This is a genomic window from Arthrobacter sp. C9C5, assembly GCF_013359735.1.
Classification (GTDB): Bacteria; Actinomycetota; Actinomycetes; order Actinomycetales; family Micrococcaceae; genus Arthrobacter.
On the sequence record NZ_JABFMX010000022.1, the window covers coordinates 40,889 to 55,134 of the forward strand.

General features: G+C 68.7%; 11 protein-coding genes, 1 tRNA gene and 1 pseudogene. 5 read left to right on the forward strand and 8 right to left on the reverse strand.

Annotated features, from left to right (window positions below):
• Nucleotides 1-28: 28 nt before the first annotated feature.
• Nucleotides 29-1,861: a phosphoenolpyruvate carboxykinase (GTP) gene (locus HNO80_RS15695; protein WP_175323787.1), complete on the reverse strand. Its 1,833-nt coding sequence runs from the start codon at nucleotides 1,859-1,861 to the stop codon at nucleotides 29-31.
• Between the two features lie 279 nt (nucleotides 1,862-2,140).
• Here HNO80_RS15695 and HNO80_RS15700 point away from each other — a divergent pair.
• A tRNA-Arg gene (locus HNO80_RS15700) sits at nucleotides 2,141-2,214 on the forward strand.
• Between the two features lie 153 nt (nucleotides 2,215-2,367).
• On the opposite strand, the gene HNO80_RS15705 is transcribed toward HNO80_RS15700, so the two are convergent.
• Nucleotides 2,368-3,207: a FadR/GntR family transcriptional regulator gene (locus HNO80_RS15705; protein ID WP_349627374.1), complete on the reverse strand. Its 840-nt coding sequence runs from the start codon at nucleotides 3,205-3,207 to the stop codon at nucleotides 2,368-2,370.
• 100 nt (nucleotides 3,208-3,307) lie between these two features.
• On the opposite strand from HNO80_RS15705, the gene HNO80_RS15710 reads away from it, so the two are divergent.
• The 4 genes from HNO80_RS15710 to HNO80_RS15725 all read left to right on the forward strand — a co-directional run bounded on the left by HNO80_RS15710 (nucleotide 3,308) and on the right by HNO80_RS15725 (nucleotide 8,254).
• Nucleotides 3,308-4,765 carry a dihydrolipoyl dehydrogenase family protein gene (locus HNO80_RS15710; RefSeq protein ID WP_175323788.1) on the forward strand — a complete coding sequence of 486 codons (1,458 nt, stop codon included), beginning with the start codon at nucleotides 3,308-3,310 and terminating at the stop codon, nucleotides 4,763-4,765.
• Between the two features lie 131 nt (nucleotides 4,766-4,896).
• Nucleotides 4,897-5,574, forward strand: coding sequence for an ABC transporter ATP-binding protein (locus HNO80_RS15715; RefSeq protein ID WP_175323789.1), 678 nt, complete (start codon nucleotides 4,897-4,899; stop codon nucleotides 5,572-5,574).
• Nucleotides 5,571-7,616: a YhgE/Pip family protein gene (locus HNO80_RS15720; RefSeq protein ID WP_175323790.1), complete on the forward strand. Its 2,046-nt coding sequence runs from the start codon at nucleotides 5,571-5,573 to the stop codon at nucleotides 7,614-7,616. Before HNO80_RS15715 ends, HNO80_RS15720 begins: the two co-directional genes overlap by 4 nt.
• Nucleotides 7,613-8,254 carry a TetR/AcrR family transcriptional regulator gene (locus HNO80_RS15725; protein WP_175323791.1) on the forward strand — a complete coding sequence of 214 codons (642 nt, stop codon included), beginning with the start codon at nucleotides 7,613-7,615 and terminating at the stop codon, nucleotides 8,252-8,254. Before HNO80_RS15720 ends, HNO80_RS15725 begins: the two co-directional genes overlap by 4 nt.
• Nucleotides 8,255-9,066: 812 nt before the next feature.
• Here HNO80_RS15725 and HNO80_RS15730 read toward each other — a convergent pair.
• From HNO80_RS15730 to HNO80_RS15755, 6 genes and pseudogenes are all read right to left on the reverse strand, one after another.
• Nucleotides 9,067-9,939: pseudogene (locus HNO80_RS15730) on the reverse strand (EamA family transporter); the annotation flags it as partial.
• 30 nt (nucleotides 9,940-9,969) lie between these two features.
• Nucleotides 9,970-10,512 (reverse strand): hypothetical protein, encoded by a 543-nt coding sequence (locus HNO80_RS15735; protein ID WP_175323792.1) that lies wholly within the window; start codon nucleotides 10,510-10,512, stop codon nucleotides 9,970-9,972.
• 114 nt (nucleotides 10,513-10,626) lie between these two features.
• On the reverse strand, nucleotides 10,627-11,154 hold the full coding sequence (locus HNO80_RS15740; protein WP_138767460.1) for a SixA phosphatase family protein: 528 nt from the start codon (nucleotides 11,152-11,154) through the stop codon (nucleotides 10,627-10,629).
• A gap of 57 nt (nucleotides 11,155-11,211) precedes the next feature.
• Nucleotides 11,212-11,415: a dodecin family protein gene (locus tag HNO80_RS15745; protein ID WP_146335814.1), complete on the reverse strand. Its 204-nt coding sequence runs from the start codon at nucleotides 11,413-11,415 to the stop codon at nucleotides 11,212-11,214.
• Between the two features lie 327 nt (nucleotides 11,416-11,742).
• Entirely contained in the window at nucleotides 11,743-12,612 is an 870-nt protein-coding gene (locus HNO80_RS15750) for a winged helix-turn-helix domain-containing protein (RefSeq protein WP_175323793.1), read from the reverse strand.
• A 552-nt stretch (nucleotides 12,613-13,164) separates the two neighbouring features.
• Entirely contained in the window at nucleotides 13,165-14,004 is an 840-nt protein-coding gene (locus HNO80_RS15755) for a hypothetical protein (protein ID WP_217500992.1), read from the reverse strand.
• Nucleotides 14,005-14,246 lie beyond the last annotated feature (242 nt).

A 14,246-nucleotide genomic window follows, 5' to 3' on the forward strand; every position in this document is an offset into this window, starting at 1 on the left:
GGGCCGCCGTCGTTGGATCAGCCGCCTGCTAGTGCGCGGACATCCGTTCCTTGAGCGAGCCGAGCTCGGCGCGCAGCGCGTCCGGCAGCGAGTCGCCAAACTTTGCGTACCACTCCTCGATGGAGGCCAGCTCGGCGTCCCATTCCTCGCGGTCCACGCGGACGGCATCCTCGACGTGGGCGTGGGTCAGGTCCAGGCCGGTAAGGTCCAGCGAATGGCCGGTCGGGACGAATCCGATGGGCGTCTCCACTGCGTCGGCTTTGCCCTCGATGCGCTCGATGGCCCATTTGAGGACACGGGCGTTGTCGCCGAAACCGGGCCAGGCGAAGTCGCCGTCGGCCGTGCGGCGGAACCAGTTGACCAGGAAGATGTGCGGCAGCCGCTCCGGGTTGGCCTTGCCGGAGACGCTGATCCAGTGCTTCAGGTAGTCGCCGGCGTCGTAGCCGATGAACGGCAGCATGGCCATCGGGTCGCGGCGGAGCACGCCGACCTGACCGGCCGCGGCGGCCGTGGTCTCCGAGGAGAGCGTGGAGCCCATGAAGATCCCGTTGGTCCAGCTGCGGGCCTGGGTCACCAGCGGAACCGTCGTCTTGCGCCGGCCGCCGAAGAGGATCGCGGAGAGCTCCACACCTTCGGGGCTGTAGTACTCCTCAGCCAGCATGTCGACCTGCGAGATCGGGGTGCAGAAGCGGGAGTTGGGGTGCGCGGCAGGCTGGTCCGACGCCGGGGTCCAGTCGTTGCCCTGCCAGTCGGTCAGGTGCGCGGGGACTTCGTCGGTCATGCCTTCCCACCACACGCCGCCGTCGTCCGTGAGGGCGACGTTCGTGAAGATGCTGTGGCCCTTGGCGATGGCGCGCATGGCGTTCGGGTTGGTGCCCCAGCCGGTGCCCGGGGCGACGCCGAACAGGCCGGCCTCGGGGTTGGTGGCGCGCAGTTCGCCTTCCTTGCCGATCCGCATCCAGGTGATGTCATCGCCGAGGGTTTCGACGTCCCAGCCCTCGATCGTGGGGTCGAGCAGGGCGAGGTTGGTCTTGCCGCAGGCCGAGGGGAACGCCGCGGAGATGTAGTAGTTCTTCTTCTCCGGCGAAGTCAGCTTGAGGATGAGCATGTGCTCGGCCAGCCATCCCTCGTCGCGGGCCATGACCGAGGCGATGCGCAGGGCGTAGCACTTCTTGCCGAGGAGGGCGTTGCCGCCGTAGCCGGAGCCGAAGGACCAGATGGAGCGCTCCTCCGGGAAGTGCACGATCCACTTGTCCGGGTTGCAGGGCCAGGCAACGTCGGCCTGCCCCGGGGCCAGCGGGGCGCCCAGGGAGTGCAGGGCCGGGACGAAGAAGGCGTTGGTGGCGGTGATCTTGTTCAGCACGTCGGTGCCGATCGTGGCCATGATGCGCATGGAGGCGACAACGTAGGCGCTGTCCGTGATCTCCACGCCGAACTTCGGGTCCTCGGCGTCGAGGTGGCCCATGACGAAGGGGATGACGTACATGGTGCGGCCGCGCATGGAGCCGCTGAACAGGCCGCGCAGCTTCTCCTTCATCTCCGCCGGAGCCATCCAGTTGTTGGTGAAGCCCGCATCGCGTTCGTTCTCGGAACAGATGAAGGTCTGCTCTTCGACGCGTGCGACGTCGGCGGGGTCTGAGAATGCCGCAAAGGAATTCGGGAACAGCTTCTCGTTCAGCCGGGTCAGGGTTCCGGCCGCCACGAGCTCGTCCGTGAGCCGGGTGTTCTCTTCTTCCGAGCCATCAACCCAGTGGATCCGGTCCGGCTGGGTCAGTTCAGCAACCTCTTCAACCCATGCCAGCAGTCCAGCATGTGTGGTGGGTGCTTTCTCAAGCAGCGGCAGTCGCGCCAGATCGCCCATTACGGTTCCCTTCCTCGGGTTCAGTGGTGTGTCCTAAATGCTAGGTCTCGCGGGTGGTTCAGCTTCAGGCCCAAATACGGGTTGACGATGGAGCCGAGTTCCAAAATCCCCGGAAATTCAGGGTTTAATATCTCCAAGCGCTGTTCTTTTTGTGATCAAGGTCACGTAGACCGGTCTAGTCAGGCAGATTACATGGCTCTCGATTTGGAACTCCGGGCCCATCTCGCGTAAAGTAATTCGAGGTTCGGGGGAGCGAGAAGTTCCCGAAGAGCCGAGAATGCGCCCATAGCTCAGCTGGATAGAGCGTCTGTCTACGGAACAGAAGGTCAGGGGTTCGAATCCCTTTGGGCGCACAGATAGAAAAGATCCGCACCGGTCCGCCGGTGCGGATCTTTTGTTTTCCCGGCTCGTTTCGGAAATCCGCGGCGGTTTCGGACAGGGGCAGGCCGGATCCGGGGCGCACCGGTCTCAAACCGTAGCGGAAACCCGGGCAACGGCCCGGCGCCCTACTCCCCCACGGCAGCCGCGATACGCCGGCGCATCCCGTCAAAGTGGCTGCCCAACCGTTCCGCGGCGAGGACGGCGTCGCCCGCCGCCACGGCCTCGTAGATACCTCGGTGCAGTGCAGCCCCCGCGGCGGGATCGAGGTCGGCGGTGTCGACGGCGGGACGGACGCCGGCCGTGTCAGCCGTGCCGGCCGAGGCGCTGCCGACGTCGGCGCGGACCTCGGCGGTCAACGGCCGGCCGTCGCCGCCCAGTTCCAGCTGGATCCGGCGGTAGACCGTCTGGAACGCGTCCACCAGGCCCAGCAGCAGCTCATTGCCCAGCGGCTCGAACAGTTTGCGGTGGAAGTCGGCGTCGGCTTCGACAAAGTGTTCCCCGGACCGGGCCAGCTCTTCCGTCCGCAGCACCGCCGCCTCAAGTCCCGCCAGGTGGTCCGCCGTCATGCGCGCCATGGACGCGCCGATCAGCCCCGACTCCAGCAGCCGCCGCGCCTCGATCAGCTCGAGCGCCTCCCGCCCCCGGTGCCGCAGCGACATCCGCGCCCGGAAGCTGAGCCCGCCAACCAGGGCCTCGAAGTTGCTCCCGGCCACGAACATGCCGAAGCCGTGCCGGATCTCGATCACGCCCAGGGCTTGGAGGACCTTTAGCGTTTCCCGCAGCGTGTTCCGGCCGATCCCCAGTAACGGGGCCAGCTCGTTTTCGGTAGGCAGCGGGTCGCCCGGTCCCAGCTCCCGCTCAAGGATCAGCTCGATGATGTCGGCCTGAAGGGCGCGCAGCCGGGCCTGCGCGCCCAACCGGCGCGGCGGCCCGGCGTTGCCCGCGTTCGGACTGGCTGCGCACACGGCTGGACTCCTCCCCAAAGGTGATCCTCAGGGTAGCGGACGTCCCACCTCCTGCACAGGGTGCCGCCAAAGCCGCTCCCGGCGGGGCTAGGCTGTTGCCATGACGGCACACTTTGAGCGTGAATTCGATGTCATCGTGATCGGGGCCGGCGCGGTGGGCGAGAACGTGGCCGAGCGCGTTGTGCGGGGCGGATTGACGGCCGTCCTAGTGGAGGCGGAGCTGGTGGGCGGCGAGTGTTCGTACTGGGCCTGCATGCCCTCGAAGGCCCTGCTCCGGCCCGGCACCGCACTCCATGGCGCCCAGACAGTGCCCGGCGCCGAGGAGGCGGTCACCAGGGTGCTCGACGCCGCAGCCGTGCTGAAGCGGCGGGACTACTTCACCTCCAACTGGCAGGACGACAGCCAGGTCAAGTGGGTCGAGGACACCGGGATCGAGCTGATCCGCGGCCACGGCTGGATCACCGGGGCCCGCCGGGCGGAGGTGGCCGGGGTGGACGGCAACAGCTACGCGCTCGTGGCGCGCCACGCCGTCGTCCTGGCAACGGGGTCGCGCCCGACCATCCCGCCCATTGAGGGCCTCGAGGAGGTCGACTACTGGACCACCCGGGAGGCCACCTCCGCGCACGAGATCCCGGCGCGGCTCGGTGTGCTCGGCGGCGGCGTGGCCGGCACCGAGCTCGCCCAGGCCTTTGCCCGGCTCGGGTCGGCCGTGACGGTCGTGGCCCGCGGCGGGCTGCTGGGAGCCTTTCCGGCACCGGCGGCCGAGCTGGTCCAGGCCGGGCTGCGCGCCGACGGCGTCGAACTCCACCTCCGCACCGGCACCCAAAGCGTCCATGAGAACGACGACGGCTCCCTGACCCTGGCGCTCGACGGCGGCGGCAGCGTGACGGTGGACAAGCTCCTGGTCGCCACCGGCAGGCACCCCGCCGTGGAAGGCATCGGGCTGGAGAGCGTGGGACTGTCCGCCGACGACGGAAAGCCCCCGCGGCTCAAGACGGACGCGAGCGGGCTCGTCCGGGGAGCCGACGGCAACGACAGTAGCCCATGGCTCTACGCCGTCGGCGACGCCGCAGGCAAGGTCCTGCTCACCCACCAGGGCAAATACGAGGCGCGGGCCACCGGCGACGCGATTGCCGCCCGCGCCAAGGGCACGCTCACCGGCGAGCCGGCCCCGTGGAGCCGCTACGCCCAAACGGCCGACGAGCACGCCGTCCCCAATGTGGTCTTCACCGACCCCGAGCTGGCAAATGTCGGCCGCAGCCTGGAACAGGCCGAAAGGGACGGCTACCGGGCCACCTCCGTGCAGCTCCCCATCCAAGTGGCAGGCTCCTCGCTGCATTCCGAGCATTACAAGGGCTGGGCCCAGCTGGTGGTCGACGAGGACCGCAAAGTGCTGCTGGGCGCAACCTTCGCCGGGCCGGACGTCGCCGAGCTCTTGCACGCGGCGACGATCGCCGTCGTCGGAGAAGTCCCGCTGGACCGGCTCTGGCACGCCGTCCCGTCCTATCCCACGATCAGCGAGGTGTGGCTGCGGCTGCTCGAGGACTACGGCCTCTAAGCGCGAACGGACACTTGAGGCCCCGAAATCAACGATTCCGGGGCCTCAAGTGTCCGCTCGCCCACATCTATTTGAACTGACCGGTCAGTTTAGTTAGCCTAGGAGTAGATCATTTCTGCGAAAGGCTTCCCTTGCTCTGCGTTCAACAGCTTCACGTGAAGGGCCGGCGGGACTACCTGCTCCCGCCCACCTCGCTGCAGGCGGCCCGGGGTGAACTCCTGCTCGTCACCGGCCAACGCCAGGACCAGCGCACCGCCCTGGCCCTGACCCTGAGCGGCCGGATGGAGCCCTCGGCCGGCACCCTCGAGTGGGACGGCGGCACCCGGATCAAGCAGCTGCGGCAGGCGAGCGCGGTCGTGGACTCCCCCGGGGTGAACGAGCCGGAGCAGCACCTGAGCGTGCGCGACCTGGTCACCGAGGACCTCGCCCTGATCCCCCGCCGCTACCGGGGCGCGCTGCTCAGCACGCCGTGGCTCAAGGTCAACCGCTTCGAGGACATCGCCGGGCGCTGGGCCGAGGAGCTGCCCGCCGACCGCCGCCTCGAGCTGCTGACGGCGCTGGCCCTGGCCAATCCGCACACCGACCTGCTGGTGGTCGATTCCCCGGACCGCCACAGCGGCGATCCGGCCGACTGGCTGCCGCGGCTTCAGGAGCTGGCGTACGACGCCGGGCGTCCGCTCGCCGTCGTCGCCACCGTCGGCAGCGTCCCGCCGGGGTGGACCGGTCCAGCCGGGGAGATCGGCAATGCCGTCCCCGCGCCGGAACCGGCGGCCGCCCACCAAGACCCCGAAACCGAGGAGGCCCGATGACCGTGCTGCGGCTGGCCCGTTCCGAACTCAAGCGCATGACCGGCGGCCTGCTGCCCAAGCTGACCATCGTGGCGCTGACCCTGGTGCCGCTGCTCTACGGGGCGGTGTACCTGTACGCCAACTGGGATCCCTACGGCAAGCTGAACCAGATCGATGCAGCCCTGGTGGTTGAGGACACCGGCGCCAGCTCCGCCGACGGCACCCGGCTGGAGGCCGGCCGGAAGGTCGCCGACAGCCTCGTCGAGGGCCACGTCTTCAACTGGCAGACCGTCTCCAGCGCGGAGGCGGCGGACCAGGGCGTGAGCAGCGGCCAGTACGCGTTCGCGCTGAAGATCCCCCGGGACTTCTCCGCCAACCTGGTCTCACCGGGAAGCTTCGACGCCGCCAACCAGGCCATGCTGAACGTCACCACCAACGACGCCAACAACTACCTGCTCGGCACGATCGTGGACAAGCTCACCACCGCCGTCCACTCGACTGTAGCGAAGGAAGTGGGCGAGGAGACCGCCAACCAGCTACTCACCGGCTTCGGCACCATCCACTCCCAGATGCTCAAGGCGTCCGACGGCGCTCGGGACCTGGCCGGCGGGGTCTCGTCGCTCCACGACGGCGCGGCCAGCCTGCACCAGGGCACCTCCTCACTCAGGAACGGGACCGGCGAACTGGTGGCCGGGCAGCGCAAACTCCTCGACGGGGCCAACACCCTGAACGCCGGGGCCGGGCAGCTCGCCGGCGGACTGCGCGAGCTCAACGACAAGACATCCACGCTGCCCGCGGATACGCAGCGGCTGGCCGACGGCGCCGCCCAGGTGGCCGCCGGAAACGCCGCACTGAACACCAAGCTGCAGGGCATGGCCGCCCAGCTCGCGTCCGCGGAACAGGCCGCGGCGCAGGCCCAGCGCGGCCGGGTGGTGGCCTCCAATGGCCGCCTGGTCGCCGCCGGCGTCATTACCCAGGCCCAGGCCGACGCCATCCTGGCCGACTACGATGCCAACACCGCCCCGGCACCTTCTGGAGCGGCCGGCGCTTTCAAGGGCGCGGCGGCCCAAGTGCAGCAGCTGGCGGACGGTTCCGCCGCAGTCAGCGCGGGTGCCGCGCAGCTGGCGGGCGCGGCCCCGGCCCTGAGCGACGCCGTCGGGAAAGCCTCCGCCGGGGCGGACCAGCTCGCCGGCGGCACCGCGGAACTCGCCGCCGGCCAACAGAACGCCCTGGCCGGCGCGGAAAAACTCGCCCAGGGCGCCCAGCAGCTCGACGACGGCGCAGCGCGGCTTGAGAGCGGTTCGGCGAAGGCGTCCGACGGCGCCGGGACCCTCGCAACCGAATTGGCCAAGGGCGCGGGCAAGGTACCTAACCCGGATGGCGCACAGAAGGACAGCCTCGCCAAGGTCATGGCGGACCCCGTGGCGGTCAGCAACGTTTCGCAGGCCAAGGCGGGTTCCTATGGGGCCGGACTGGCACCGTTCTTCCTGACCCTGGCCCTGTGGATCGGCGTCTTCATGCTGATCCAGGCGATGCGGCCGGTCACCCAGCGCGCCCTGGCGTCCAACGCTCCGACGTGGAAGATCGCCGTCGGGGGCTGGCTGCCGTTCCTGGCGGTCGCCGCGGTCCAGGCCAGCCTGCTGACCCTCGTGGTGGATGTGGGGCTGGGCCTCGATCCCGCCCATCCCGTGCTGATGTGGGTCCTGATGCTGGCAGCCGCCATGGCCTTCAGCGCGATCATCCAGGGCGTGGTGGCGCTGCTCGGCTCGCCCGGCAAGCTGGTGGTGCTGATCCTGCTGGTCCTGCAACTGGTCTCCTCCGGCGGCACCTTCCCCTGGCAGACCACGCCGGAGCCGCTGCACGTGGTGCACCAGCTGCTGCCGATGGGCTATGTGGTCAACGGCATGCGGCACCTGATCTACGGAGCCGATCTGGCCAGCATCCTGCCCACCATGCTGGGCCTGGTTGGCTACACTTTGCTGGGACTGGCGATGTCCGCCGTTGCCGTCCGGAAACACAAGTTCTGGACCCTCAAGACCCTGAAGCCGGAGATCGCCGTATGAGCACCAAGCCCCGCGTGGACGTGGCGACCGACGCCGACGCCGGGAAGAAGCTGCGGCCCGGTCGCACCAACGCGACCAAGCAGAAGCTGTTCGAGGCTTCGATGGAGCTGATCGGCGAGCGCGGGGCCGCTGGCGTGACGGTCGACGAGATCGCCGCGGCCGCGGGGGTGTCCAAGGGCACGGTGTACTACAACTTCGGCAGCAAGTCGGATCTGATCGCGCAACTGCTGCGGCACGGCGTGGACATCCTGATGGCACGGCTGCTGAGCGTCAAGGACGGGTCGGCGGATCCGCTGGAGGCAATGGACGAGATGATCGGCCAGGCGATGGACTTCATGGCCGAATACCCTTCCTTCGCCCGGCTGTGGGTCAGCGAGAACTGGCGGACGCCCAGCGAGTGGCAGGACACCTTCACCGAGCTGCGCGGCCGGCTGCTCGGGGTGATTGGCACCGCGATCGAGGCCGTGGCCGCCAAGTACCCGGTGGATCCCGCACTGTCCCGCGGCAGCCTGGAGACGGCGATCTTCGGGGCCTGTTTTGTGGTGGGGCTGGACCGCCAGACCTACAACCCCGAGCGCACCCGGGCGCAAAGTGTCGCCGCAATCATGGCGATCATGCGTGGCTACGTTGTGAAGTAGCCACGCTCGGGGATGATTAGTCACATGCGCCACATGGGTAACAGCGGCAAGACTGCCATCGGAGCGTCCCTCGCCGCCCTGGCCTTGCTGGCCCTCACCGGCGTCACCCTGCACGAAACGGTGGGGCTCTGGTTCCTGGCCGCCTCCGCCGTCGCCTATGTGGCGTCCGTGGCCGAGGTGCTGGTCCGACGGCGGTACAAGACGCTGCTGGCAAGCGGGGTCGGCAGCATCCTCTTCATCGCGTTTGGCATCGCGTTCCTGCGCCAGTGGGGGCTGGCCTTCAACCCGGATCCGAACGCCTTGTCCACCAACGTTGATGCCGAGCATCCGGACCTGTACTTCTACCTCTCGGCAGCCGCCGGAGCGCTCACGCTGGTCCTGCTGCTCGCCGGCACCGTGCTGCCCGGCCGCCGCTCCACACCCCGCGCCCCTTACGCATCCCGGCGCCCGGCTTCTGCGTCCAGTGGGACGGCACCCCGCAGGCCCGCTGCCCGCCCTGCCGCCCGGGCGTTGACGCCGCGGTCTGCGGCGCCCCGCGCCTCCGCAGCACGGCCCGCAACACCGCGTTCCGCCGCGCCGCGGGCTTCCGCGCCGCGGGCTTCGGCGCCACGGTCCGCCGCGCCGGTCGCCAAGCGGCCGGCGTCACCGTCGGCGTCGTCGGCGTCCACGCCGGCTGCCAAGGCGCCGGTCAAACCGCCGGTCAAGGCCCCGGCCCGGCCTGCAGCCAAATCCCCCACCCGGCGCTGACCACTCCGGGCTTCGCCGCCTTGGTCCCCGCGGCTTCCCGTACTGGCGTTCCGCGTGCCGGGATTCCGCGTTCCCGGCCCCCGCAGAACGGCGGTCGCCACCCCGGCCAGGAGCAGCAGTCCGCCGGCGACTTCCGCCGCCGAGGGCACCTCGGACAGCACCAGCCACGCCGTCGTCATGCCGACCACCGGGACCAGCAGGGTGAAGGGAACGACGGCGGAGGACGGGTACAGCCCCAGCAGGCGGTTCCAGATGCCGTACCCGACGAGGGATCCGAACACGGCAGTGTAGAGCGCGCTGAGCATCGTCACCGGCTGGAGCTGCAGCAGGGCATCCGACACCGCCGCCGGGCCGTCCACCAGCAGCGAGAGTCCGGCCAGCGGCAACGGGACGACGGCACCGGACCACACCACCAGCCCGAGCCCGGAGGCCGCCTTCGCTTTCCGCGCCACGATATTGCCCCCGGCCCATGACAGCGCCGCGGCCAGCACGATCAGCAGGGGCAGCAGCGGGGCCACGAGGCTGCGGCCGACGGCCACGACGGCAAGCCCGGCAATCCCCAGCACGACGCCGGCGAGCTGCCTCCGGGTCGGCCGTTCGGCCAGGATCCCCGCCGCCAGCAGCACCGTCAGCAGGACCTGGGCCTGAAGAACGAGCGAGGCCAGGCCCGCGGGCATGCCGAGGGCCATGGCCAGGTAGAGCAGGCCGAACTGGCCTGCGCTCATCAGGAGCCCGACGCCGATGATGGCCTTCCAGCTGACGTCCGGCTTGCGGATGAAGAAGATGCAGGGAAACACCACGAGGGCGAAGCGCATCGCCACGAACAGCAGTGGCGGCATCTGCGCGCCGTCGGGGTGCAGGCCAAGGTCAATCGCGACGAAGTTGACGCCCCACAGGATGGCGACGAGCAGGGCAAGTCCGGAATGTCGAGGGGTCATCGCACCCGCGGCCGTCGCCGTTGCCGCGCCTCAGAGATTACGCGGCCGTTCGCCATGCGGGTCCTCGGTGTCGCGGCGCTCCGCCACCGTCTCCTCGCGGAACCCCGCGGCGTCGCCGGTTCCTGCCTTGCGATCGCGGTCACCCCGGTCCCGGCGCAGTTCCTCGTTTGGGTGAAGTTCCTCGTGCGGGCGGGCATCGTGGGTGCGGATCTCCTGGGCCTGGGCATCGCCGCGTTCTGTCGTTACGACATCCGGATCGACGTCGTCGGCCCGGCGGAGCTGCTCCTCGGCACCGGCACGGACGGTCTCTGCCTCCTGCTGCGTGCCGCGGGCCTGCATGCGGAGGCGTTCGGCTTCGACTTCGGCGGCCTTTGCGTCGGCTTCCGCCCGCGCCGCCTTGGCCTCATGGTCCCTCGCAGCCAGCTGGTCGGCCTCCGCCTTTTCACGCATTTCGGCGGCCCGCTTGCGGTCCGCCTCCGTCTTGCGCTTGCGGCTGAGATACATTGCCACTGCGATGATCGCGAGCACCACTACGATGCCGACGATAATCCCTACGAGCTGTCCTGAATCCACGTTGATCCACCTTTTCCCTCGGTCGCTAAGAAAACACCGGCAGTAAAAGCAATAACAGCATCAGTAAACAACACAATGAGAGTGCTGACCATCGGTCGGCCGGCGCGCTGGCTGCTACTTTGCGCGGGGCACCTTGAAGTGGGTCAACCGTGCGTCCTGGCCGTCGAGCTCGGCCCAGGACTTCTCAGTCTCGAAAACCGTCAGGCCGCTGGTGGGATAGCGGGTGGCCGCGTCCATGTAGGCGTCATGGTTGGAGTCCCGGGAGGCCAGATGCATGGCCAGGTCCTGCACGCCGGGCATGTGGGAGATCACCATGAGCGTCGTGACGGTGTCCGGGACGTGGTTAATGACCGCCAGCATGCGCAGGGCCGAGGCGCCGTAGAGGCCGTCCTCGAGTTTCGGCGTCGGGGCCTTGTCCCCCAGTTCGCTGCACACCCAGGTGCAGGTCTGCCGCGTCCGCAGGGCGCTGGAGCAGAGGATGAAGTCGGGGACCACGCCGTGTTTAAGGAGCCATTTCCCGGCCAGCGGCGCTTCCCGGTGCCCGCGCTCTTCGAGCGGCCGCTCGTGGTCGGCGACGCCGCCCGGCCAGTCCGCCTTGGCGTGCCGCATGAGCACCAGACGTTTGATGTGATGCGCGCTCATGGCTCAATCCTAGTGCGGCCGGCTTCGCCACGAGCGCGCTCCACAGCGGGCGACCTGTCAGTCGTCCAGGACGAAGGTCACTTCCAGCACCACATGCCAGGCCACGACGGCGCCGTCGCTGATTTCAACTTTCTGCTCCTTGACCCAGGCCCCGGTGACATTCCGCAAGGTCTTGTTGGCCCGGTCGACGCCTTCTTTGATGGCGGCGTCAAACGAGGTCTTGGAGTTGGAGCTCAGGGTAGTAATACGTGCAACAGACATGATTCCTCCCAATAGTCGGATCGACGGGACCGAGACTACGCCGACGGCAGGAAACACAACAGAGTCCAAAGCCGCAGCCCCACCGGCGGCCGAGGCGCATGCTCCGTCAGCCGGACCACTGAAGGCGACCACTGCGTATTGCGAGGGCGCTGCAGCGCAGCGGCACATCCCGAAAGCGCCGTTGTTGCGTGAGCGCCGCCGTCGGATTCCTGACCGAGCCCTGCGAGGTTAGGGTGCGGCGGCGCGAGCGCAGGCGCCGAGGGATCGTGCCGCGAAAGCGAAAGCGCCCGCCCCAAAAGGGACGGACGCCTTGCGAAAAGCTAAAAGCTAGATGGAGTATTCCGGAGCGGCCCAGACAACAACCTCGGGGTGCTCGTAGAACCGGTAGCCCTGGCCGCGCACAGTCCGCACGGTATTGGCCAGGCGGCCAAGCTTCGAGCGTAGCCGGCGGATGTGCACGTCGATGGTGCGCTCGTTGGGAACCTCTTCGGCATTGCGCCACAGGCCCTCAAGGAGTTCGTCGCGGCCCACGGTGCGGGTGCCGTTCTCCACGAGGTAGTTGAGCAGCTCGAATTCCTTGAACGTGAGGTTCAGCGATTCGCCGTCGAGCGCCACTTCACGGCGGGCGAGGTCGATCAGCACGCCGGACGGGCGCGGGTCCTGCGGCTGCTGCAGCCGGGCGTTCTCGGCGCGCTGGCGGGCACCGGCGGTCGGATCGCCGAAGGTGGACCGGACGACGTCGAGCGCGGAACCCGGCGCGGACGCCGGGGCGACGGCGACGGCGGCGTAGCTTTCGGCGCCGGCCACGAGCGACTGTGCGTAGGCACGGATTTCCTGGGCCAGCTTGGCAATCGAGGTGCCGGCAGCGGCTGCGGTCTCCTCGTCAATACCCATGTAGAGCACGAAGCCGCGGGCCACGTTGTCGTTGGGCACGGGGCGGACCGGGCTGCCGTTGCCGGGGGCGATCACGGGGGTCGGCGCGGTGGCCGGGGCCGGTTCGGCGGCGGGGACGGCGCGGAGCTGGCCGTAGGAGTTGGGGTTGTAGCCCTGCGCGGCATAGCCGGGGGCGGGGAAGCTGTTGCCGGATCCGGCGGGGCCGAAGCTCGGACGGCCGCCGAAGCCCTGGCGGAGGCCGGTCTGGCCGGCCTTGTTGGCGTTACGGACGGAGATGTGGACGTATCCGGATGCAACTGACATGGAATGCTTACCTCAATGTGAATGGCCGTCATCGCGGCTCGAATGCTAATTTCCCCGCAATGAAAACTGGGGAGGGGCGCCCGACGCTGGGCTGGGGGCGAATGCCTAGAAACGTTCTGGGGTGTAGAAGTTAGGCGTGCATTCGACAACAGGGCATCTCAGTACCAGCTGGTGCGCTGATCCAGGAAGCTGCGGCTGCAGGTGCTGTTGAGTTCTTGTTCACAATTGAAGTGTGCAACGTAACAATGAGAACTAGCAAGTAACAATGGACTCCAAAGTCCGCATCGTGAGACGAAAATGGCGATTGTAGTGCAAATCACAATTTTGATAAGCCTGCGAATCAATTCGTGTTTTGTCGAACTAGCGGCCTTTCGGCGCTTCTTACCGAATATTCTTCGCCAGCCAGCGCCTCACGCCGGGAAACGTTCACTATAGGCAAAGATGGTGGAATTCTCCCGGAAGAGTTCCGCCGCCGCCCCTAGTCCACGGAGTGGGCATGCTGCCGGGCCCGTCTGGCCCGGCAGCCACACCCGCTGCGGAGGTTCGCGGAGGTCAGTTGGTCTGGCCGGTGGCGGTGGACGCCACAATCTGGACCGACGACGCCGTGTAACCGGACCCGTCCTTCGCGGCGACGACCCGCACGGTCCCGCCGGCCACGATGTCCGCCACGCTCAACTGGGTGCCCGTACCGCCGGCCTGCTGGCGCCGCTGTTCCATGTTGCTCACCACCAGGTTGCTGCCGAGGGCGTAGCTGCGGGTGAACCCGTCGCTGCTCTTGACTGTGACGGAGGACGCGCCGACCTGGCTCACTGTTCCGAGCTGCTCGGCCATGGCGGTGTATTGGCTTCCGTTCAGCACGACGTACTCGGCGTGCACAGCGGCGGACAGCCCGCCAACTATGCCGCCCATGCCGCCGGCTGCGAAGTCGTCGTGATCGCCCTGCCCCGCCATTCCGCCTCCCGCGAACCCTCCCTGCGGGGCGCCTGGCATCCCCGGAACGGAGCCTTGGTTGGCGCTGCCGGGCCCGCCGGCTGCCCCGGCCCCGGTGCCGCTGGCCGCCGCCGAACTTGAGGTGAGGGCATACACGCCGACGCCGGCGCCGGCTGCCAGCACAACTGCCGCGCCCGCGACGGCGAGTCCCCGTTTTAGGGTCCACGACTTCTCCGCCGAGGTTTGCCGGGCTGCGGCTGACGGCACGCCCCACCCCGGCGCGGCCGGCGCACCCCAGCCGGGGGCCCCGCCATCAGCGGGTTGTCCGGCTGCCCCCGGCGCGGCCGCCGGCTGCCCGGCGGCATAGGGCGTGGTCACGGGCGCCGGCGCTGCCGGGGTGGGGGCGTCGGAACCGGGGTCGGGGGTTGGCCGGGTACCGGATTCGGGCTGCTGACCGCTCATAGTGTTTCTCCTGTCGGGGTGCGGATTCGTGTCCACCTCAGCGTGGTAAGCGATCCTGTGCCGGGGCTGTGCGGGCCGACTGCCATGCCTGTGACCTTTCACCGGCACCGGACGCCCGGTCGGCAGCCCTACCGAACCGGGCCTCCCGCTCCCGGGGCGGCTTCCAGCTCGGTAGTCTGGGATTCACAGGTGCCGCACAGGGTCTCCAAAGCCGCGCCTCAACGGCAGATCGGAGAGTCGTC